The organism is Caballeronia sp. SBC1 (assembly GCF_011493005.1).
Classification (GTDB): Bacteria; Pseudomonadota; Gammaproteobacteria; order Burkholderiales; family Burkholderiaceae; genus Caballeronia.
Genome location: NZ_CP049156.1, coordinates 477996 through 496543, shown reverse-complemented (window position 1 = coordinate 496543; position 18548 = coordinate 477996). Strand labels below are relative to the sequence as shown.

The window sequence follows — 18548 nt, the reverse complement described above, 5'->3', positions numbered from 1 at the left end:
GGGTGCGGCAGCCCCGCCGTCAGGCTGATTGCACCGGCCAGGTCCGCGACCGGCGGCCGGATCGAAAGACCTGAGGGTCATCGTAGAAAGAAGGGACTTCGTTTTCAGGCCACCAGCCCGGTACGCCCAGCACCGGCAGTGGCGTGAAATATCGGCTGGAAATGGCTTCGTTTTTTAGTTGTTCAGACACCGCGTGGTCCAGGATCGCCCGGCGCCCGGCATCGGTGGCGGAGAAGTAGGCAGGCTCGACTTCCGCTATCCAAACGTGCCCCGTACACGCCTTGTACGGGGCGACGAGTTTTTCCAGCAGCGCGTGGCCGAAGATGCGCGCTTCGCATCGAAGGCCCCAGGCTGCGCGTTGTTCGACGAACAACTTGCGCCAGTCGAAGGCTCGAAGTGCAGCGGCGAGCGACGCGTCTGCACAGGCAAAGAGGATCGCGTTTTCATCGAAGAGCGTCAGGGCGTCGCGCGCCGCGCCACGTGTGGGACCGATGCCGAGCGCATCGATTTCCGCAGCCTGCCGCGCATTCAGCGTTGCCTTGATGCGCGGGTACTGGAACCACATCGAGCCGTTGAAGAAATCATGCAAGTTGTGACGCGTAGGCACGCATCCGGTTTCGGCGATATGCCCTTCATACGACGCCCCCGCCGGCAACTCGTCCTGCGCGATGAACGACAGCGGCTTGCCTCGTCCGGTTACGCGCGGGTCGGTGTGTGCGTCGGTGTGTGCGTCGGTGTGTGCGTCGGTGTGTGCGTCGGTGTGTGCGTCGGTGTGTGCGTCGGCGTTAAGCGTGGAAAGATAGGCGGAGTAGCTATTGAGCGCGGCCTGGCGCCAGCGCTCGCCGCGCTCGGCAAGTGGCGCCAGCCACGGACGAGACCAGTCGATATCCATAAAGCACCGCGCCGCGCGGGTATCCGCTGGCAAAAGCGGCGCCGTTTCCGCGTTTTCAGGCTTCGATGCATTTTCCCGGTCGGACATACAAGTAGCTAAAGAGGCGCGGGGGTTTCCGCTCGGACCTTCCCAAGCGTGCCCCGACAACCCGTCACTCCATCCGCCAGCCAATCGATTCACCGCCGCCCAGCGGCACGATTTCATCATCGCCAGCCATGAATTCCGCTGGCAGCGTCCAGGGTTCCCGACGCAGCGTCACGCTCTCTGTCGAGCGCGGCAAACCGTAAAAGTCCGCGCCGTAAAAACTCGCGAAACCCTCGAGCCGGTCGAGCGCGCCAGCCTGATCGAAGGCTTGCGTGTAGAGCTCCAGCGCGTGCAGCGCCGTGTAACACCCCGCGCAACCGCATGCGTGCTCCTTCAGCCCTTTCGCGTGCGGCGCGCTGTCCGTACCGAGGAAAAAGCGCGGATTGCCCGACGTAGCCGCCGCGAGCAGCGCCACGCGATGCGTCTCGCGCTTGAGCACCGGCAAGCAGTAGTAATGCGGCCGGATTCCGCCGACAAACAGCGCATTGCGGTTGTACAGCAAATGATGCGCGGTCAGTGTGGCGCCGGTCGGGCCGTCGGCATCGCGGACGTAATCGGCGGCGTCCTTCGTCGTGATGTGCTCGAACACGACCTTCAACGCGGGAAAATCGCGGCGCAACGGCGTCATCACACGATCTATAAACACCTTCTCGCGGTCGAACATATCGATGGCCGGGTCCGTTACTTCGCCATGCACGAGCAGCGGCAGGTCGTGCTTTTGCATCGCCTCCAGCGTCTTCGCGCACTTCGCGATGCTCGTGACACCGGCGTCCGAATTGGTCGTCGCCCCTGCCGGATAAAGCTTTACTCCGTGGACAAAACCGCTTTCGCGGGCACGACGAATTTCGTCGGGCGGGGTGTTGTCGGTGAGATAAAGCGTCATCAGCGGCTCAAAACGCGCGCCCGGGCCGTCCTTGGGTAACGCGGCCAGAATCCGCTCGCGGTACGCCGCCGCCATCTCGGTCGTCGTCACGGGCGGCCGCAAGTTCGGCATGATGATCGCGCGGCCGAACTGCCGTGCCGTATGCGGCAGGACAGCGGCAAGCACGGCGCCGTCGCGCACGTGCAAATGCCAATCGTCGGGACGCGCAAGCGTAACGGAGTCAATGGAAGAGGCGGACGAGGCGGAGGCAGGCGTGGAAGCGGACATTGGCGTGATGGCGATGAAAATAATCGGATAACGAAAGCGCAGGGACAGTGGCGGCCGCGAAACCAAAAAGCATAAGCACGCACGGGAAACATAGGCGAGATCGAAGCACCTGCAAGCGGCGCAACTTCCCTTTAAATATCGGCTGGACGGATCTATGAATCAAGCGTCGGCACCGCGTACTTAATCAAGTTACCAACGCAAGCTTCCAACCCATTCGGTCAGTTTTTCTCCCGCGAGCCGGCCCATACCGTGGAAATTCCACAACGATGCCACCTGCGGTCGAAAGCTGCGATTTTTTGGCGGTTTCGTCGGTGCTATGCTTTGGCTACCCGTATTGTAACGGTTAGCTCCATTCACCCAGTCTGCAGCCTCAGCAATGTGCCAACTTCTCGGAATGAACTGCGCGGAACCAACGGACGTGACTTTCTCGTTCACCGGTTTCGCGGCGCGTGGCGGCGTTACCGACCATCACGCGGACGGCTGGGGCATTGCGTTCTTTGAAGACAAGGCCTGCCGTCTTTTCATCGATCACCAGTCGTCGGCCAGTTCACCGCTCGCCGAAATGGTAAAGCGTTATCCGATCAAGTCGAAAAACACGATCGCGCATATTCGCAAGGCCACGCAAGGTCATATCCTGCTTGAGAATTGCCATCCGTTCATGCGCGAGTTATGGGGACGGCATTGGATCTTCGCGCACAACGGCGACCTCAAAGATTTCAAACCCTGTCTGAACGGGCAATATCAGCCGGTCGGTACGACCGACAGCGAGCTGGCGTTCTGCGCTTTACTTCAAGGTCTGCGACGCGAATTCCCGGGCTGCCAGCCGCCGCTGGACGAACTGTTCGCGGCGCTGGAAAAGCTGACGCGTGAGATCACGCAATTTGGCGTATTCAATTTCCTGATGTCGAACGGCCAGGCGCTGTTCACGCATTGCTCCACGCATCTGTATTACCTCGTGCGCAGTTGGCCGTTCTCCACGGCGCATTTGATCGACGCCGACATGTCGATCGATTTCGCGAAGTACACCACGCCGGAAGATCGCGTTGCGGTGATCGCCACCTCGCCGCTCACTGACGACGAAATCTGGACGCGTTTCGAACCGGGCGACCTGGCGTTATTCCAGCACGGCGCATTGCTTAGGACGGTCAACGTTCCGGTGCCGGCAGACGTCGCGGAAAAAGCGCGCGAACCGTTGTGCAAGGTTTGCGTTGAATCGGTGCTGCGCGTCGAGACTATCAAAACGACCGCGGATGTGGAGACGGAACTCGGTATAGAGTAAATCAGGAATAGTTGAGGAGTAGTTTCGCTGCCGAAGAATCACCTGAACTCACGCTTGTTCCACTACCCAGGAGCTTATGCAATGTCAGGAAAATTCGTCATCGACCGTGCCCGTAACGGCCAGTTCTATTTCAACCTGCGGGCAGCCAACGGCGAACCAATCCTCAAGAGCGAGACGTATGTGACGCGAGCGTCGGCTGAACATGGCATTGCGTCCGTCAAGGCGAGAGATATGGTCAAGAGTGGTGTACGGGCAGTTTGATAAGCGGCGATTTCAAGCGGCGAGTTTCTGCTGATCCGGTCGATCGTCTTGCACCGGTTCACCGTCTTTGAAGGCAAAGCCCTCCAACAACAGCTTGATCTGTTCGGGGCCGTTGATGCGGCGCCAGGTTTTCTCGGCTTCCTCGATCAGCTTGAATGCAAGACCGAGGAAGGTGGGTCGCGATACGCAATTGCGCGTACGCGAAGTACGGTGACGTACCGTGGCAAACGTCGACTCAATCGCATTGGTCGTTCGCAAATGCTGCCAGTGCTCAGCCGGAAAGTCGTAGAACGCGAGCAAGCTTTCGCGATCCTTCTTCAGCGTGTCCGTCGCCTTCGGATACTTGGCCGCGTGGATCGTCACGAACCGGTCGAACGCGACGTACGCGTCGGCCCGTGTTGCTGCCATCCAGATTGACTGCAGATCCGCCTTGGCGCGGCCCTGTTGAGCCTTCGGAAGTGCATTGAGCACGTTGCCCATCTTGTGAAACCAGCAGCGCTGAGCGCGCGTCGTTGGAAACACTTCCTCCAACGCGGCCCAGAAGCCCATCGCGCCGTCGCCGACTGCTAGTAATGGCCCCGCCTGCAAGCCACGCGCCTTCAGATCCAGCAGGAGCTCTTGCCATGAGGCTTTCGACTCCCGATACCCGTCGCCGATCGCCACACGTTCCTTCTTGCCCTCAGGCGTCACGCCAATGATTACCAAGAGGCACTGGCCGTCTGAATTCTCGCTGCGCAGACCGGTATGAATGCCGTCGACCCACCAATAGACATATCGTGACTTCGATAGCTCGCGCCGGCTCCAGTTGGCATGCTCTTCGGCCCATTGCGCCTTCAGGCGGCTCACCACGTTCGCCGACAAGCCTTTGGCGTCCTCACCCAGCAGCACGCTCAGCGCCTCGCTCATGTCGCCCGTCGAGATGCCCTTCAAATACAGCCAGGGCAGCGCTGCACTCACGCGCGGGGACTTCCTCACATAGGGCGGCACAATCGATGAATTGAACTTCACGCCTGATCCTGAACGATCTCGAACCTTGGGGACCTTAACCACGACCGGTCCGGCGGCTGTCAACACTTCGCGCTCCGGCAAATAACCGTTGCGCACCACGGCGCGCTGCCCGTGCAGTGTCTTGACGTTCTCGAACCGCTCCAGCAGCGACGACAACTCCGCTTCGATTGCCTGCTGAATCACCTGCCGAGCTCCGTGCCGAACCAATTCGTCCAGCCCCAAACCGACTCCCGATAGTCCAACGACTTCTTTTTCTTTAAACTTGCTCATGGTGGATGGTTTGTTGTTTGCTAGTTTCCGACTTCGACAATCAGATTCTCAGCTAAAACCTCCACCGCCTTCAATCTCCCGCGCCCCAACTTCCCCCGTACACCAGAATCGAGCTTATCTCTCAAGGCGAATGCGCTGATTGACGAACGCTACGAGCGCAAGACGGATACAAGCGGCGCGCCTTATTTCAATCTGAAGGCCGGCAATCACGAGATTATTGGCGTGAGCGAGGCTTATAGCAGCGCGACGGCCAGGGATGCCGGGATTGAATCGCTGAAGAAAAATGCGCCCGATGCAGTGACACAAGACAACACCAAAGCAGCTTCGACCAGCCTGTAGCGTTGGCCCACAAAGACAAAAATGGCGGTTCCAGCTTAAGCTGGAACCGCCATTTTTACGTCGCATGCTTCTTGAACTGAAACAACGCACCAGGCTGATCGGCGTTAGCCAAAGCAGCCTGTATCCGCAATCAATGCAGAATCTTCGCCAGGAAATCCTTGGCCCGATCGGACCTCGGATTCTCGAAGAACGCTTCCTTCTTGTCGTCTTCCACAATGAAGCCCTTGTCCATGAAGATCACGCGATGCGCGACCTTCTTCGCAAAGCCCATTTCGTGCGTCACGCACATCATGGTCATGCCTTCCTGCGCGAGTTCGACCATGACGTCGAGCACTTCGTTGATCATTTCCGGGTCCAGCGCGGACGTGGGTTCATCGAAGAGCATGGCGATCGGATCCATCGATAACGCCCGTGCAATCGCCACCCGCTGCTGCTGCCCGCCGGAAAGCTGGCCGGGGAACTTGTCAGCGTGCGTGCTTAAGCCCACGCGCTCCAGCAGCTTCAATCCCTTGACCGTTGCTTCGTCCTTCGAGCGTCCCAGCACCTTGATCTGAGCCAGCGTCAGGTTCTGCACGATCGTCAGATGCGGGAACAGTTCGAAGTGCTGAAACACCATGCCGACCTTCGAGCGCAGCTTCGACAGGTTGGTTTTCTTGTCGCCAATCGACTGCCCGTTGATCGTGATCTCGCCCTTCTGGAACGGCTCGAGTCCGTTCACGGTTTTAATCAGCGTCGACTTGCCCGAGCCCGAAGGACCGCACACCACCACTACTTCGCCTTTTTTGACTTCCGTCGTGCAATCGGTGAGCACTTGAAACGGGCCATACCATTTCGAAACATTCTTGAGTGAGATCATCGAGCGACCTTTTTCTGAAGACTTTTGACGAGACCGGATGCGGCCAGGCACACCACGAAATAACAGGCGCCGGCGAACAACACCATTTCGACGGTCGTACCGTCGCGATCACCCACATTCGTTGCCGTGCGGAAAAAGTCCGCGAGGCTGATCACATACACCAGCGACGTATCCTGGAACAATACGATAGCCTGCGTGAGCAGCAGCGGCACCATCGCGCGAAACGCCTGCGGCAGCACAATCAGCCTCATGGACTGCGTGTACGTCATGCCGAGCGCGAACGCCGCGTTCACCTGCCCGCGCGACACCGCCTGAATGCCGGCACGGATGATTTCCGAATAATACGCGGCCTCGAACAGCGAGAACGCGACCATGGCGGAAGCAAGCCGGATATCGATTTCCGGCGATAACCCCAGCACATTTTGCAGGAATTGCGGCACGATCAAAAAGAACCACAGCAACACCATCACGAGCGGGATGGAACGGAACAGCGTCACATACCCCTTCGCGAACCATTCAAGCGGCTTGATGCCCGACAAGCGAAACAACGCGAGCACGGTGCCCCAGAGAATCCCGAACACAAGCGCAAGCACCGTGATCTTGAAGGTGATAATGGCGCCGGTCCACAGCGTGGGCAGCGAACTCAGCACACTGCTCCAATTGAAATGATGCATCACTTGCCTCCAATGTAGCCGGGCAACCGGGTTTTGGCTTCGACCCAGCGCATCAGTTGCATGACGACCAGATTGATCAGCATGTAGGCAAGCGTCACGGCGATGAACGACTCATACGACTGCGCGGTGTAATCCACAAGCTGTCGCGCCTGTGCCGACAATTCAAGCAAGCCGATAGTCGATGCCACCGCGGAGTTCTTGAACACGTTCAAAAACTCCGACGTCAGCGGCGGCACGATGATCCGGTAGGCGACGGGCATCAGGATGTATCGATACGTCTGCCATTCGGTGAAGCCCATCGCGAGACCGGCGGCGCGCTGTCCGCGCGGCAAGGCGTTGATGCCCGAGCGCACTTGCTCGCACACGCGTGCTCCGGTGAACAACCCGAGGCAGATGATGGAAGACGAATAGAACTGCACGTTCGGGGGCAACTGCTTGAACCAGTTGCCGATGGAAACGGGCAGCAATTCCGGTATCACGAGATACCAGATGAAAAACTGCACGAGCAGCGGGATATTACGAAAGATGGCGACATAACCGGTGCCAATAGCGGCCAGCTTGCGGTTCGGCACGGTGCGCAGAATGCCGAACAACGAGCCGACCACGAGCGCTACGACCCATGACGCGAGCGACACGGTAACGGTCACCCAGAAACCGGAAATGAGCCAGCCGAGATAGGTTGTCGGCTCGCCGGTTGATACGGGGCTTAGGAAAACGCCCCAATTCCAGTGGTAGGACATGGACTCCCTCCAAAAGAAAACGGAAGAAGCAGTGCTCCTTCCGTTTCCATCAATCAAGCAGAATCGAAATTAATCGATTGCCTTGTCGTTCGGGTTCTTGAAAAGCGCCTTCATGTCATCGCTTTCCGGGAAGGCCAGATTCAGACCCTTCGGCGGAATCGGACTTTCAAACCACTTCTTGTAGATCTTGTCGCCTTCGCCGGAGGTTTCGACCTTGGCGATGGCGTCATCGACCACCTTCTTGAACTCAGGATCGTTCTTGCGCAGCATGCAGCCATAAGCTTCACGCGATTGCGGCGTACCGACAATCACGAAATCCTGCGGATTGCTCGACTTCGCACGTTCGCCGGCCAGCAATGCGTCGTCCATCATGAACGCAACGGCGCGTCCCGTCGACAACGTCAAAAACGAGTCGCCGTGATCCTTCGCGCTGATGATGTTCATGCCCATGTTCTTTTCCTGGTTCATCTTGCGAAGCAGGCGCTCGGACGTGGTTCCAGCGGTTGTCACAACAGTCTTGCCCTTCAGGTCGGCGAAGTCCTTGATCCCCGAATCCTTCTTGGTCATCAGGCGCGTGCTGATCACGAAGATGGTGTTGGAGAACGCGACTTGTTGCTGACGCTCCAGGTTGTTCGTGGTCGAACCGCACTCGAGGTCGATCTGGTTACCCGTCACGAGCAGCAGGCGGTTTTGCGACGTAACCGACTTCTGTTGAATCTTCAGGTTCGGCATGTTGAGCTTTTCCTTGACGGCGTCGACCACCTTCAAAGCAAACTCATACGAATAGCCAATGACCTGTTGCTTGTCGTCGTAGTACGAGAACGGAATCGACGACTCGCGGAAACCCAGGTAGATGTTCCCTGAATCCTTGATTTTCTTGAGCGTATCGTTGTTTTGCGCTTGCGCGCCCGATGCGAAAAGTCCCAGTGCAGCAAGCAGCAGCGCAGCTTTTTTAAGCTTCATAATTTTGATCTCCTTGGCGAAAACGGCGCAATTTTAGCAGGGTAATAAATTTGAAAGAATGAATGTTGTCCACAGTTGTTATTTTTGAGACACCCGCTCTAATGGTCGGCTGAGCGGGGTTTCAGCGCTTTCAATTGACGTTGGTTCTGCCCTAATTTTCTTGTGTTTTTCACGCGAAACGCCCGTCGACGTCCCGAAGGACGCCGCCGGGCGTCTTGATGCTTTTGGCGTTAGCGCCGCTTCATGCAGCAGTGCGCTCGCAAACGTTTCTAATGCCTGAAATCAAGGATACAGGCCACGCATTTCGCGTGCTTGCAGAATTCGAGTACACGCGACAATAAACGCCGCCGTGCGCACCGAAACCGAATGCTCGCTCGCCACTTGCCACACGGCTGCGAACGCTTCGCGCATCACGCGTTCGAGTCGCTGGTTGATCTCGTCTTCAGTCCAGAAGAAGCTCGAGAAGTCCTGCACCCATTCGAAGTACGACACTGTCACACCGCCCGCATTCGCTACCACGTCGGGGATCACGAGAATGCCCTTGTCGTGGAGAATGTCGTCGGCCGCCGTGGTGGTCGGGCCGTTTGCGCCTTCCACCACGATCTTCGTCTTGATCTTCGGCGCGTTTTCTTCCGTGATCTGCCCTTCGAGTGCGGCCGGAATCAGGATGTCGCTTTCAATGGTCCAGAACTCGTCCTTGCTGACCGGGTCCGCGCCTTCGAAGCCGCCCACGCCGCCGTGCTTGGCAACGTGTTCGAGCAACGCGACTGCATCGATACCCGACGATTTGTACAGCGAACCGGTGTGATCCTGCACCGCCACCACTCGCGCGCCGGCTTCCTGGAACAGTCGTGCAGCGATCCCGCCGACGTTACCAAAACCCTGCACGGCGATGCGTGCGCCTTCGATATCGAAACCAATCCGGCGTGCCGCTTCCGACCCCACGACAAACACGCCACGGCCGGTTGCTTCCTTGCGTCCGAGCGAACCACCGAGCGAGATCGGCTTGCCGGTCACAACGCCGGTAGCCGTTTGGCCCTGGTTCATGGAGTACGTGTCCATCATCCACGCCATGATCTGCTCGTTCGTGTTGACGTCGGGCGCGGGGATGTCCTGATTCGGTCCAATGATGATGCCGATTTCACTCGTATAGCGACGCGTCAGCCGTTCGAGTTCACCACGCGATAACGTGCGCGGATCGACACGAATACCGCCTTTTGCACCGCCGTACGGCACGTTCACCGCCGCATTCTTCACCGACATCCACGCCGACAGCGCCATCACTTCGGAAAGCGTAACGTCCTGGTGATAGCGCACACCGCCCTTGCCTGGACCACGCGACATGTTGTGCTGGACCCGATAGCCTTCGAAGTGCATGACCGTGCCGTTATCGAGTTCGATAGGGCAATCGACGATCAGGATGCGCTTCGGGCGCTTGAGTGTTTCAACCCAACGCGACAGCGAGCCGAGATACGGCGCGACGCGATCGACCTGCTGGAGATAGTTACCCCAGGGGCCGAGATGCGTGGAATCGAGATAGGAGGGAATGACGTGCTGAACAGCGGGAACAGCAGAAGCGGTGCGGTCTTGTTGCGGCGATGACATCGAAACCCCAGCGTTGTGTGGAATGGCTTCATTGTCGAAAATTCGGATATTGAAATCCAATGCCGTTTCATCATTGCGTTATGTTTATCTTGCATAACGCCTGTGAGGCTCATGTGGCAGGGGTTTCCGCTGGCCTCGATACCTCTTCGCCTACTGCTTCCCAAAGATTACGCATTAATGCCTGCCGCGGGTCGTCTCCCTTCGATGCCATTTTGTCGCGGTACAAACGGATTTCCATCGTGAGCGTGAACTGACCCGCCGGTGTTCCACGGGTTCCCCGGTCGAGCCGGATCAAACTGCCTTCATCGACTTCCTTGGCCACTGCGCTGTGCGGCAGGAAAGCGACGCCATGACCGGCCAGCGCCATCGCCTTGAGACCTTCGGCCATGTCGGTTTCGTAGACCTTGTCGAGATAAAGACGTGCCGGTGAGGTCGCGATGATCACCTCCGTCATCCGGCCGAGATAAGCGTTGGGCGTGTACGAGAGATATGGCGCGGGGGCGTCGGCGGTAGCGGGCAACGTGTAGCGCGCGCGGCCGCCCTTGTTCACCGATGAGAACGGGCTGATGGGTTCGGTACCGAGCGTCAGCATGTCGTAGCGGGCGGGATCAAGCGCCATTGGATGGCTCGGATGGTGATAACCCATCACCAGGTCGCAGCCGCCTTCCACCAGCGACAACACGGCGTCATGCACGTTCAGCGCGCGCAAACGCGTGTTGATGCGCCCAAGCCGCGCTTCTATATGGTGTAGCCAGCGCGGGAAATAGGTCAGCGAGAGCGTGTGCGGAACCGCGAAGTCGATGGTCGCATCGGGCACGCCAGTTTGTCCGCGCAATAGCGTGCGCGCTTCGTGGAACTGCGAAAGCATCGCGAGCGCCTGCTCGTAGAAAACTTGGCCCGCTTGGGTGAGGCGGGTCGGGTAGACGGAGCGGTCGATAAGATCCGTGCCCAGCCACGCTTCGAGCGCCTGGATGCGGCGCGAGAAAGCTGGCTGTGTAATGTGCCTCAGTTCAGCCGAGCGGCTGAAACTGCGCGTCTCCGCAAGCGAGACGAAATCTTCGAGCCATTTCAGTTCCATACGGTGCCTTCGGCCTGGTTGGGGATGCGCCGTGAACGCTCCTGCATTTTACCGTTGTGGTTGCAGCGGCTTCATGTGGAGCGCTTCGCTCGGATGCGTGGTTTAAAACCGCACGCCGCTTAGCACAGCCTTTCGCACCATTCTCACGCCGCTCGCACACGCGCGGTGCTGCGTTGCAGCGATAGCAGTGCGTACGGGACCGCGTTCGATCGAGCGAAACGCCAGCGCTTACCGAGCTTCGTCCGGCGCAAAGCCCCATCGATATTCGGTCTGCCGGTGCTGGCTAAAAAGATGGATTTCATTGGCATGATACTTGCAATTTGCTGTCGGCCGAGCGTCGACCCGGGTTGAGACCCGTTCATCGATGCCTCGCCACAGCCGCCCCCATCGAGGATCCAATGAAGAACCTGCTCACCTCTTTAAAGAGCGGCAACTGGCGTTCGCTGGTTGCCTGCTTCCTGTACTTCGATACTGGTTTCACCGTATGGGTGCTGTACGGGCCGCTTGCGCCGTTCATCAGCAAGGACATCACGATGACCGCCGCACAGCAGGGTTTCCTCGTCGCGGTGCCCGTTCTTGCAGCCGCGATCCTGCGCGTGACACTCGGCAACTTGTATCAATCTACCGATGGCCGCCGCGTTGCCTTGATGGGCGTGGTGCTCTCATCCATCCCGACCATTGTCCTGCCGCTCTTGTCCGGCACGCCGTCGTATTCGCTGTTGTTGGTGCTTGGCGTATTCCTCGGCATGGGCGGCGCAAGCTTCGCCGTTGCGTTGCCGATGGCCGGCAGCAACTATCCGCCGAAGGTGCAGGGTCTTGTGCTCGGGCTGGCTGCGGCGGGCAATATTGGCGCGGTGCTGGACGGTTTCCTGTTTCCCCATCTCGCCGATGCCTTCGGCTGGAAACTCGCCACCGCGGCTGCATTGCCCTTGCTCGCGATCACGGCGATTGCGCTGTTCATGTGGGCGTCCGATGGCGGTCAGAAGAGCGGCAGCACATCGCGCGCAATGACGAGTTTCGCGATCACGCTCGCTGGGTTGATCGTGATGGTGCTCGCGGTACATGGCGGCGTATTCGGCAGCGGGCGTACGGGCGTCTTGCTGCTGCCGGTGCTCGGCGCGCTGCTCGCGATTGCCGTGCTGCCGAAACATTACCGCGCGGTGCTCGGTGAGCGCGATACGTGGGTCGTGATGCTGATCTACAGCATTACGTTCGGCGGGTTTGTCGGGATGTCGTCGTATGTGACGTTGCTGCTGACCAATCTTTATCAGATGCCGAAGATCGAAGCGGGTCTTTTCATGGCGATGCTGGCGTTCCTCGGCGCGATCGTGCGGCCCTTTGGCGGCTATCTCGCCGATCGCGTGACCGGCGTGCGCGCGTTGCTCGTGCTGCTGGCGGTGATTGCTATCGCCGACTTCGCGTTTGCTATCTGGATGCCGCCGGTGGAAGGCGGTATCGCGTTGCTGGTTTGCTTGTATTTGTGCTTCGGGCTTGGCAACGGTTCGACATTCCAGCTCGTGCCGCAACGGTGGAACGGCAAGACCGGGCTGTTGTCGGGGATTGTTGGCGCGGCGGGCGGGATTGGCGGGTTTTATCTGCCGGTGATCATGGGGATGACTAAGGAAAGTACGGGAAGTTATCAGATGGGTTTCGCGACGTTCGGCGTGCTGGCCGTGTTTGCTTTCGGCTTCCTGCTGGCGCTGCGCACGCAGTGGCTGCGCTGGGCCGCGCCGGGAGTTGTAGCGGTTGGGCATGGCAGCGCAACGGCGATGGTTCACGCTACGGAATAGCCCAGCGGGGCTTAAAGCAAAAAGCGTCGATGCCCTCAGGGATCGACGCTTTTTTTGTTGTACTCGGATCGCTTAAGGGTTTGCCCCTGCGCCACTCTCATTTCAGATTAATCGTATAGCGAATCCACAGTGCTCTTTGTGACCATTGGTCGTTTCACTTTCTGAAACGATAGCCAAGGGAAAATAACAAATGAGAGATATCAGTGGTCGGGACGTGGCACGCGAGGGCGATACAACGGACCACGGCGGTACGGTCACCGAGGGTGCGAGCGATTACACGCAACTTGGTATTCCCGTTGCCTTGGACGGGCATCTGGTCGAATGTCCAAAATGCGGGGGAACATATCCGATCATCGCTACGGGTAGCATGACCCACAAAGGTAAACGGGTCGCCTATCTGGGCGACAAGACGGCCTGCGGCGCGGTTCTGATGAGGCGCGTCTGAAATGGGTTCGTCCATATTCAAGTCATCCCAGGCACGCACACTTAGCGTCTCGGGTGCAGCGCTCCCATCCTACGGCATGGACGGCTTGCCCATACTCGTACCGGTCAGGTTAAAGGGTGGCGAGACGCTTGGCAGATTAGACGACTATCGCTATGTGCTCACGCTCAGGACCAATGATGCGCTGGCGATCAGTGCCAATGTTGCCGCAAACATCGACCTTGACAAGGTCATTGGCACCGAAGTCACCGTGTCAATTGAACTGGAAGGCAAAGGCGAATTTATTCCCGGTCTTGCGGGTAACGCAGGCATGGGAAACGTCGGCGCAGGCATTCGCGAAATCACGGGCCTTGTCAGTATGGCGCGAGTCATCGGCGAAGATGGCCGGTCTGTTCTCTATCAATTGGAATTGCGTCCTTGGTCATACCAGGCGACGCTTAATCAGGACTGCCGGATTTTTCAGGGCTTGAACGTTATAGAGCTCACAGATGAGGTGTTAAGCAAATACACCTTTCCGGTGGAGAAGCGGCTGTATGGTCCTATTTCCGGACGAGCCTATCCGGCACGAGACATTCAGCGGCAAGCTTGGGAATCTGACTGGACGTTTCTTCAACGTGTATGGGAAGAATGGGGCATCTGGTGGTGGTTCGAATACAGCGATGGCGCACAACGCTTGGTGCTGTGTGACGCGCTGGCGGGCCACAAACGACACGGGCCAGCCTACGAAACGATCCACTATTGCGGGCCGTCAAGTAAGCGAATTGATGAAGAGCATATCCACGAACTGTCGGTAACAAGCCGGCTGACGACAGGTCGCGTGGCGCTGGTTGACTACGACTACATGCGCCCGCTCGCCGATCTTACCGTCAAGGATCAAGACCCGCGCGACACCGCTCACGCGGATCAGGAACATTACGCATGGGGCGACTATAGCCAGCCGTTAGCAGATGGATCGGGGCTATCCGGCACGCCCAACGAAGCCACAAGCGAGGCGCGGCATCTCGCGCGCGTGCTCATGGAAAGCAAGCGCTGCATCGGATTGCGCGCGCATGGCAAAGGTAATCTGCGAGGTTTGACCGTTGGACACACGTTCACCCTGACGGGCTATCCGCAGCAGTCAGCAAACCGCGAATATCTCGTGGTGTCATGCTCGCTCGATATTGAAGACGTGAGTGACCAATCCGGCACGGGCCAGTCATACCGTTGCGAAGCGGAATTCGAGGTCCAGCCTGCAAATGAACCGTTTCGTCTTGCGCTGAGCGTCAAGAAGCCGCGCATAGGCCAGGAAAAGGGAATTGTAGTCGGGCCGGCCAATCAGGAAATTTGGACCGACGCGCAGCGGCGCGTGAAGGTGCAATTCGAATGGGATCGGCAGGGAAAAAACGATCAGAATTCGGGCATCTGGCTCCGAGTCGCCGCGCCGTGGCAAGGAGCGAACAGAGGCACCGCTTATGTTCCGCGCATCAACGATGAGGTGACAGTCGATCACTATAACCACGATCCTGATCAGCCTATCGTAACGAGTAGCGTGGTCAATGCGACGCACGAACCACCGTGGAGGCTACCCGACAATCACGCGGTCTCCGGCATGCGAAGCCGCGAGTTGCATGGCACGAGTTCGGGCCACGTGGCTCTTGATGACACGCAAGGCCAGATTCAGACGCAGGTGTCCAGCGACTACGGTACGTCGCAACTCAGCCTTGGCAATATCCGGCGAATCCTTGGCACGAAGGGGCGGCAGGACGCGCGAGGCAAAGGCTTCGATTTGCGTACCGACTTGTGGGGCGTGCTTCGCGCGTTGAAGGGGTTGCTGATTTCGACCGATGGGCAGTCCGGCGCGCCCGGGCATGCGAAGAACGCGGATGAGGCAGTCGGCAGGCTCACGCGAGCGGGTGAACTTCACGAAGAACTCACGCAAGCCGCGCAAAAGAATGAAGCGCAGCAGACAGGCGCGGATCAAAGCGAAGTTACCAAAGCGATCAAGGACCAAACCGACGCCATACAGGGCGACGCCAGCGCCGACGAAAACGAATTTCCGGAACTGAAAAAGCCGGATATTGTTGTTGCCAGCGCCGCGGGTGTCGGAATGACAGCGGCCCAGAGTACCCATATCGCGAGCAATGTGGACTTCGCGGTCACGACTGGTCGGCATGTGGGCATTGCGGCGGGCAAGTCATTGTATGCGAGCGTGCTCGATATCATCTCGTTGTTCGCGCTGCGCGGTGCAATCCGGCTGATTGCGGCGTCGGGGAAGATTTCGATTATTGCTCGGGACAACATCGTCGAACTTATTTCCCCGCATCTGGTTCAGCTGCTCAGTCAGGACGCCATCAAGATTCTTGCCAAGAACACGATTACGTGGAACGCGGGAGGCTCGCAGCTCGTTCTGAACAAAGATGGCTTCTTCGTCTATACGGATGGCAAGTGTCTGTTTCATGCCAGCGATGTGAAGAACGAGCTACCGCTGACCGTACCGACAGGCTTGATGCCGCTCGCCACGCATCCGATAGAACTGAGTTGTTCGGCGCTGGCAATGGTTGAACTGACGGACCCGGCGAAAGGCGGCACAGGTTCTTTCGCTGCGATGTCACCACCCCCTCCCGCGACGGGCGAGCAATCGGCACAAGGCACGGCCAGCGCTCCACCTGCCGCTTCTGCTCCGCCCGCCGATGGTCATACGTGTATCTACAAGCTGAAGAACATCAAGGCTGCTGAGGTCACGTGGGACATGGAAAGCACGGACTATTGGGCCGTGTATCAGGATGGCACGCCGATGCTGGACCCGACGACCGGCGCGCAACGTTTCCTCAAGTACGCTGGCGGAAAAGGAACATTCGGTCTTGAGTTCGATGCCAAGAGCGGCACGATTACCGCAACGGTGCGCGTGTTGACTGTTCCTAAACGCGTGCGATTGCGTAACCCCTATAGCGGTGAATTATTGAGCAACGCGGACGGCACGCCAACATGTGTGCCCTACGAGACTTTTGCCGATCACAAGGATCCTGGAATCACGAATCGTATTATTGAGGATCGTCCTGCGAGCGAAGTCGCGAACCTCGCGATGATGAAGCAGAAGATCGAAGCCGTGCTGAATCAAAATGCTTACAAGCTCACGATTGCGAAATGCCCTCTGGGCAGTGGGTGTTCGTGCCAGATACCGGTCCTGTTTCGCGTCGAATTTGGTACCGACCGACAAGCGTCCTATCACGCGACGGTCAATCTCTTTGCTCAAGCTGAACGAGCGGATTCGGGGAATTGGGGGGAAGAAAACGTCGCGCCGATGGATGGCAAATACGTAAACATTAAGGATGAACATGTTCAAGCACACGAGACGGGCCACCTGTTTAGTTTCCCGGACGAGTACTACGATCAAGGCGGGGCTGTTCATAAACAGTACATCAACGTCGAAACGAATCAGAGTATCAAGCTAGCGCTTGCTCAGAACAATTCGAACAAAGATACGTGGCAAGGCACGACCAACGAAAACGTGATGGGTGTGGGTGTTTATCAAAAGGTATCCAAGACCCCGCCGTACTACCTCTATCGCATTCGCGACTGGTTCCAAAACGAGACCGGTCGCGAATGGAAAGTGATCTAAATTAGACGGATCAGGAAATGAAATTTCTTAAGACAATGATTTGCATGCTTGGATGCTTCACATCCCTGCATATGGAGGCGACGATGGCTGGCGACAAAGCAATGGGCTTCAGTTTTAACGGCTACAACATGAGCAACGCTGAAACGAATTTTGGCGTCCGTGATGACAAATTCTTGCTTGTCATGCGGGGGAAGACCGGAGGTGGCGACATGCGCGGCTTTGGAATTTTTGAAGGCACAGTTGATGCCAGCAATCAGGCCAAGTTTGACGGGTTGAGGAACAGCGTTTGCTCGCTTACGCGAGTTCCACAGATTAAACCGGGTAACAACGCATTCTTGAGTTCAAGCGTGACGTGTGACGATGGCCGCGAGGTCGCTGCAACTTTAGATTTAGCGGGTCTTGGCGCAGAGGCAGGGCAATTCATTACGCCTTCGGAGGAGATCGTCAAATCGTTTTTTGACAATGGTGAGAAAGTCGCAAAATTAGATGCGTCCTTCGATGTTAAGCCGCAGAACGGGAAATTATTAGTCACGCTGAAGTTCGTGAACTCCGGCCGTGTGGAGATCGCTTTCAAAAGCCCTGCCACATGGGAGGGGCACTATAATCCGATTGCAGCTAATTCCTACGTAGCTGTCAGCGGCGATCAAGCTTCGTACGAAAGTTCTAAAAATCCAAATGAGACCCTCTTCATTCCTTGGTTTGGAGGCGATGCGATGATTAACCGCGCGGACTATCCCGATGATGTGGTGCGCGTCGGACCAGGCCAGGCTCGCTACGCCAAGTTTCTTGTCTATCCTGACGACAGGTTTAAGAGCGGACGTTACACCGTCGGCGGAAATTTGGCTATTCGTGATGTACTTGCTCCGTCGGGGTTGAAAGGCCGCGTAGAATTTTCTGCTGAGCGTTCCATCGTCGACATTCCCGCTGATTATCCAGCCAATCAAAAGGAACTCGGCGAGTTTGAAGTGTACCGACGTGCGAAACTGTTTGATCAGATTCACGGCATAGGCGATACCGTGGCCGAATCAGGCTACTACCGCGCGTTTGGCGAAAAAGGTGAGCGCGACGACTTCCCGCAGCGCTTATTAAAGGGAGACAAGTACCCCGCTCGACAGGTGGAAAACCAAACCCGGAACGGTCGAACTACGCTCGGCCCAGCTGTTCTATGGCGCTGGGAGGCCTACCCCGATGCACAGATGACGGCGCGCTCCGAAGAGCGTTGTCCGCGAAGCGGCTTATGGTTGGCGACCATCCCCTCGTACGGCCTATCCGAATACATGACCCACCTTCTTCATACTACCCAGTATGCCCATTCGGTCGAGGCGGACGACCGCATTCCCAGCCTTGGACTGGGTGACAGGGAACGAGAAGCGCAAGTGGTGTGGACGTGGCTCGGGCCTAAAAACGCGTGATCAACATTTGCCCGCAAGGATAGGATCAGGCGCTGCATGTTGCTCGAGTCTTGCGGGCGCAGTGCGCTTTCAGTCAGATACGCGGACGCCATTCGCCTTCCGGTTGC

16 protein-coding genes are annotated in these 18548 nt (G+C 57.8%); 7 read left to right on the top strand and 9 right to left on the bottom strand.

Annotated elements, in window-relative coordinates:
* Positions 1 to 19: 19 nt before the first annotated feature.
* Both SBC1_RS02185 and pyrC read right to left on the bottom strand, forming a co-directional pair.
* Positions 20 to 979, bottom strand: coding sequence for a DUF3025 domain-containing protein (locus SBC1_RS02185; protein WP_165987123.1), 960 nt, complete (start codon positions 977 to 979; stop codon positions 20 to 22).
* Between the two features lie 64 nt (positions 980 to 1043).
* Positions 1044 to 2126: a dihydroorotase gene (gene pyrC / locus SBC1_RS02180; protein WP_165987121.1), complete on the bottom strand. Its 1083-nt coding sequence runs from the start codon at positions 2124 to 2126 to the stop codon at positions 1044 to 1046.
* 376 nt (positions 2127 to 2502) lie between these two features.
* Here pyrC and SBC1_RS02175 point away from each other — a divergent pair, with 376 nt between their 5' ends.
* Together SBC1_RS02175 and SBC1_RS02170 are read left to right on the top strand one after the other, a co-directional pair.
* Positions 2503 to 3405, top strand: a complete 903-nt coding sequence (locus tag SBC1_RS02175) for a class II glutamine amidotransferase (RefSeq protein ID WP_165086169.1) — start codon at positions 2503 to 2505, stop codon at positions 3403 to 3405.
* A gap of 81 nt (positions 3406 to 3486) precedes the next feature.
* Positions 3487 to 3666 (top strand): DUF1508 domain-containing protein, encoded by a 180-nt coding sequence (locus tag SBC1_RS02170; RefSeq protein WP_165987119.1) that lies wholly within the window; start codon positions 3487 to 3489, stop codon positions 3664 to 3666.
* A 12-nt stretch (positions 3667 to 3678) separates the two neighbouring features.
* Here the strand turns inward: SBC1_RS02170 and SBC1_RS02165 are convergent, their stop codons facing one another.
* Positions 3679 to 4944: an IS256 family transposase gene (locus SBC1_RS02165; protein ID WP_165987008.1), complete on the bottom strand. Its 1266-nt coding sequence runs from the start codon at positions 4942 to 4944 to the stop codon at positions 3679 to 3681.
* A gap of 222 nt (positions 4945 to 5166) precedes the next feature.
* Between SBC1_RS02165 and SBC1_RS39730 the strand changes: the two genes are divergently transcribed.
* A complete protein-coding gene (locus tag SBC1_RS39730; RefSeq protein ID WP_243830264.1) occupies positions 5167 to 5283 on the top strand; it encodes a YegP family protein in 117 nt (38 codons plus the stop codon).
* 130 nt (positions 5284 to 5413) lie between these two features.
* Here the strand turns inward: SBC1_RS39730 and SBC1_RS02155 are convergent, their stop codons facing one another.
* From SBC1_RS02155 to SBC1_RS02130, 6 genes are all read right to left on the bottom strand, one after another.
* Positions 5414 to 6139 (bottom strand): amino acid ABC transporter ATP-binding protein, encoded by a 726-nt coding sequence (locus SBC1_RS02155; protein WP_165086163.1) that lies wholly within the window; start codon positions 6137 to 6139, stop codon positions 5414 to 5416.
* The gene (gene gltK, locus SBC1_RS02150; RefSeq protein ID WP_165086161.1) at positions 6136 to 6813 is read right to left on the bottom strand and encodes a glutamate/aspartate ABC transporter permease GltK; all 678 of its coding nucleotides are present in this window, start codon (positions 6811 to 6813) and stop codon (positions 6136 to 6138) included. The genes SBC1_RS02155 and gltK overlap by 4 nt, the downstream gene beginning before the upstream one ends.
* Entirely contained in the window at positions 6813 to 7553 is a 741-nt protein-coding gene (locus tag SBC1_RS02145) for an amino acid ABC transporter permease (RefSeq protein ID WP_165987117.1), read from the bottom strand. The genes gltK and SBC1_RS02145 overlap by 1 nt, the downstream gene beginning before the upstream one ends.
* 69 nt (positions 7554 to 7622) lie before the next feature.
* Complete coding sequence (locus SBC1_RS02140; protein ID WP_165086156.1) at positions 7623 to 8516, bottom strand: glutamate/aspartate ABC transporter substrate-binding protein; 894 nt, start codon at positions 8514 to 8516, stop codon at positions 7623 to 7625.
* Positions 8517 to 8798: 282 nt separating this feature from the next.
* A complete protein-coding gene (locus SBC1_RS02135; protein WP_165086154.1) occupies positions 8799 to 10121 on the bottom strand; it encodes a Glu/Leu/Phe/Val dehydrogenase in 1323 nt (440 codons plus the stop codon).
* Between the two features lie 109 nt (positions 10122 to 10230).
* Positions 10231 to 11199, bottom strand: a complete 969-nt coding sequence (locus SBC1_RS02130) for a LysR family transcriptional regulator (RefSeq protein WP_165086152.1) — start codon at positions 11197 to 11199, stop codon at positions 10231 to 10233.
* A 398-nt stretch (positions 11200 to 11597) separates the two neighbouring features.
* On the opposite strand from SBC1_RS02130, the gene SBC1_RS02125 reads away from it, so the two are divergent.
* The 4 genes from SBC1_RS02125 (at position 11598) to SBC1_RS02110 (ending at position 18441) form a co-directional block, all read left to right on the top strand.
* On the top strand, positions 11598 to 12989 hold the full coding sequence (locus SBC1_RS02125) for an MFS transporter (protein ID WP_165987115.1): 1392 nt from the start codon (positions 11598 to 11600) through the stop codon (positions 12987 to 12989).
* A gap of 190 nt (positions 12990 to 13179) precedes the next feature.
* Positions 13180 to 13434 carry a PAAR domain-containing protein gene (locus SBC1_RS02120; protein ID WP_165086147.1) on the top strand — a complete coding sequence of 85 codons (255 nt, stop codon included), beginning with the start codon at positions 13180 to 13182 and terminating at the stop codon, positions 13432 to 13434.
* A gap of 1 nt (position 13435) precedes the next feature.
* Complete coding sequence (locus SBC1_RS02115; protein ID WP_243830263.1) at positions 13436 to 17029, top strand: type VI secretion system Vgr family protein; 3594 nt, start codon at positions 13436 to 13438, stop codon at positions 17027 to 17029.
* Positions 17030 to 17046: 17 nt separating this feature from the next.
* Positions 17047 to 18441: a hypothetical protein gene (locus SBC1_RS02110; RefSeq protein ID WP_165987113.1), complete on the top strand. Its 1395-nt coding sequence runs from the start codon at positions 17047 to 17049 to the stop codon at positions 18439 to 18441.
* The last annotated feature ends 107 nt before the right edge of the window (positions 18442 to 18548 follow it).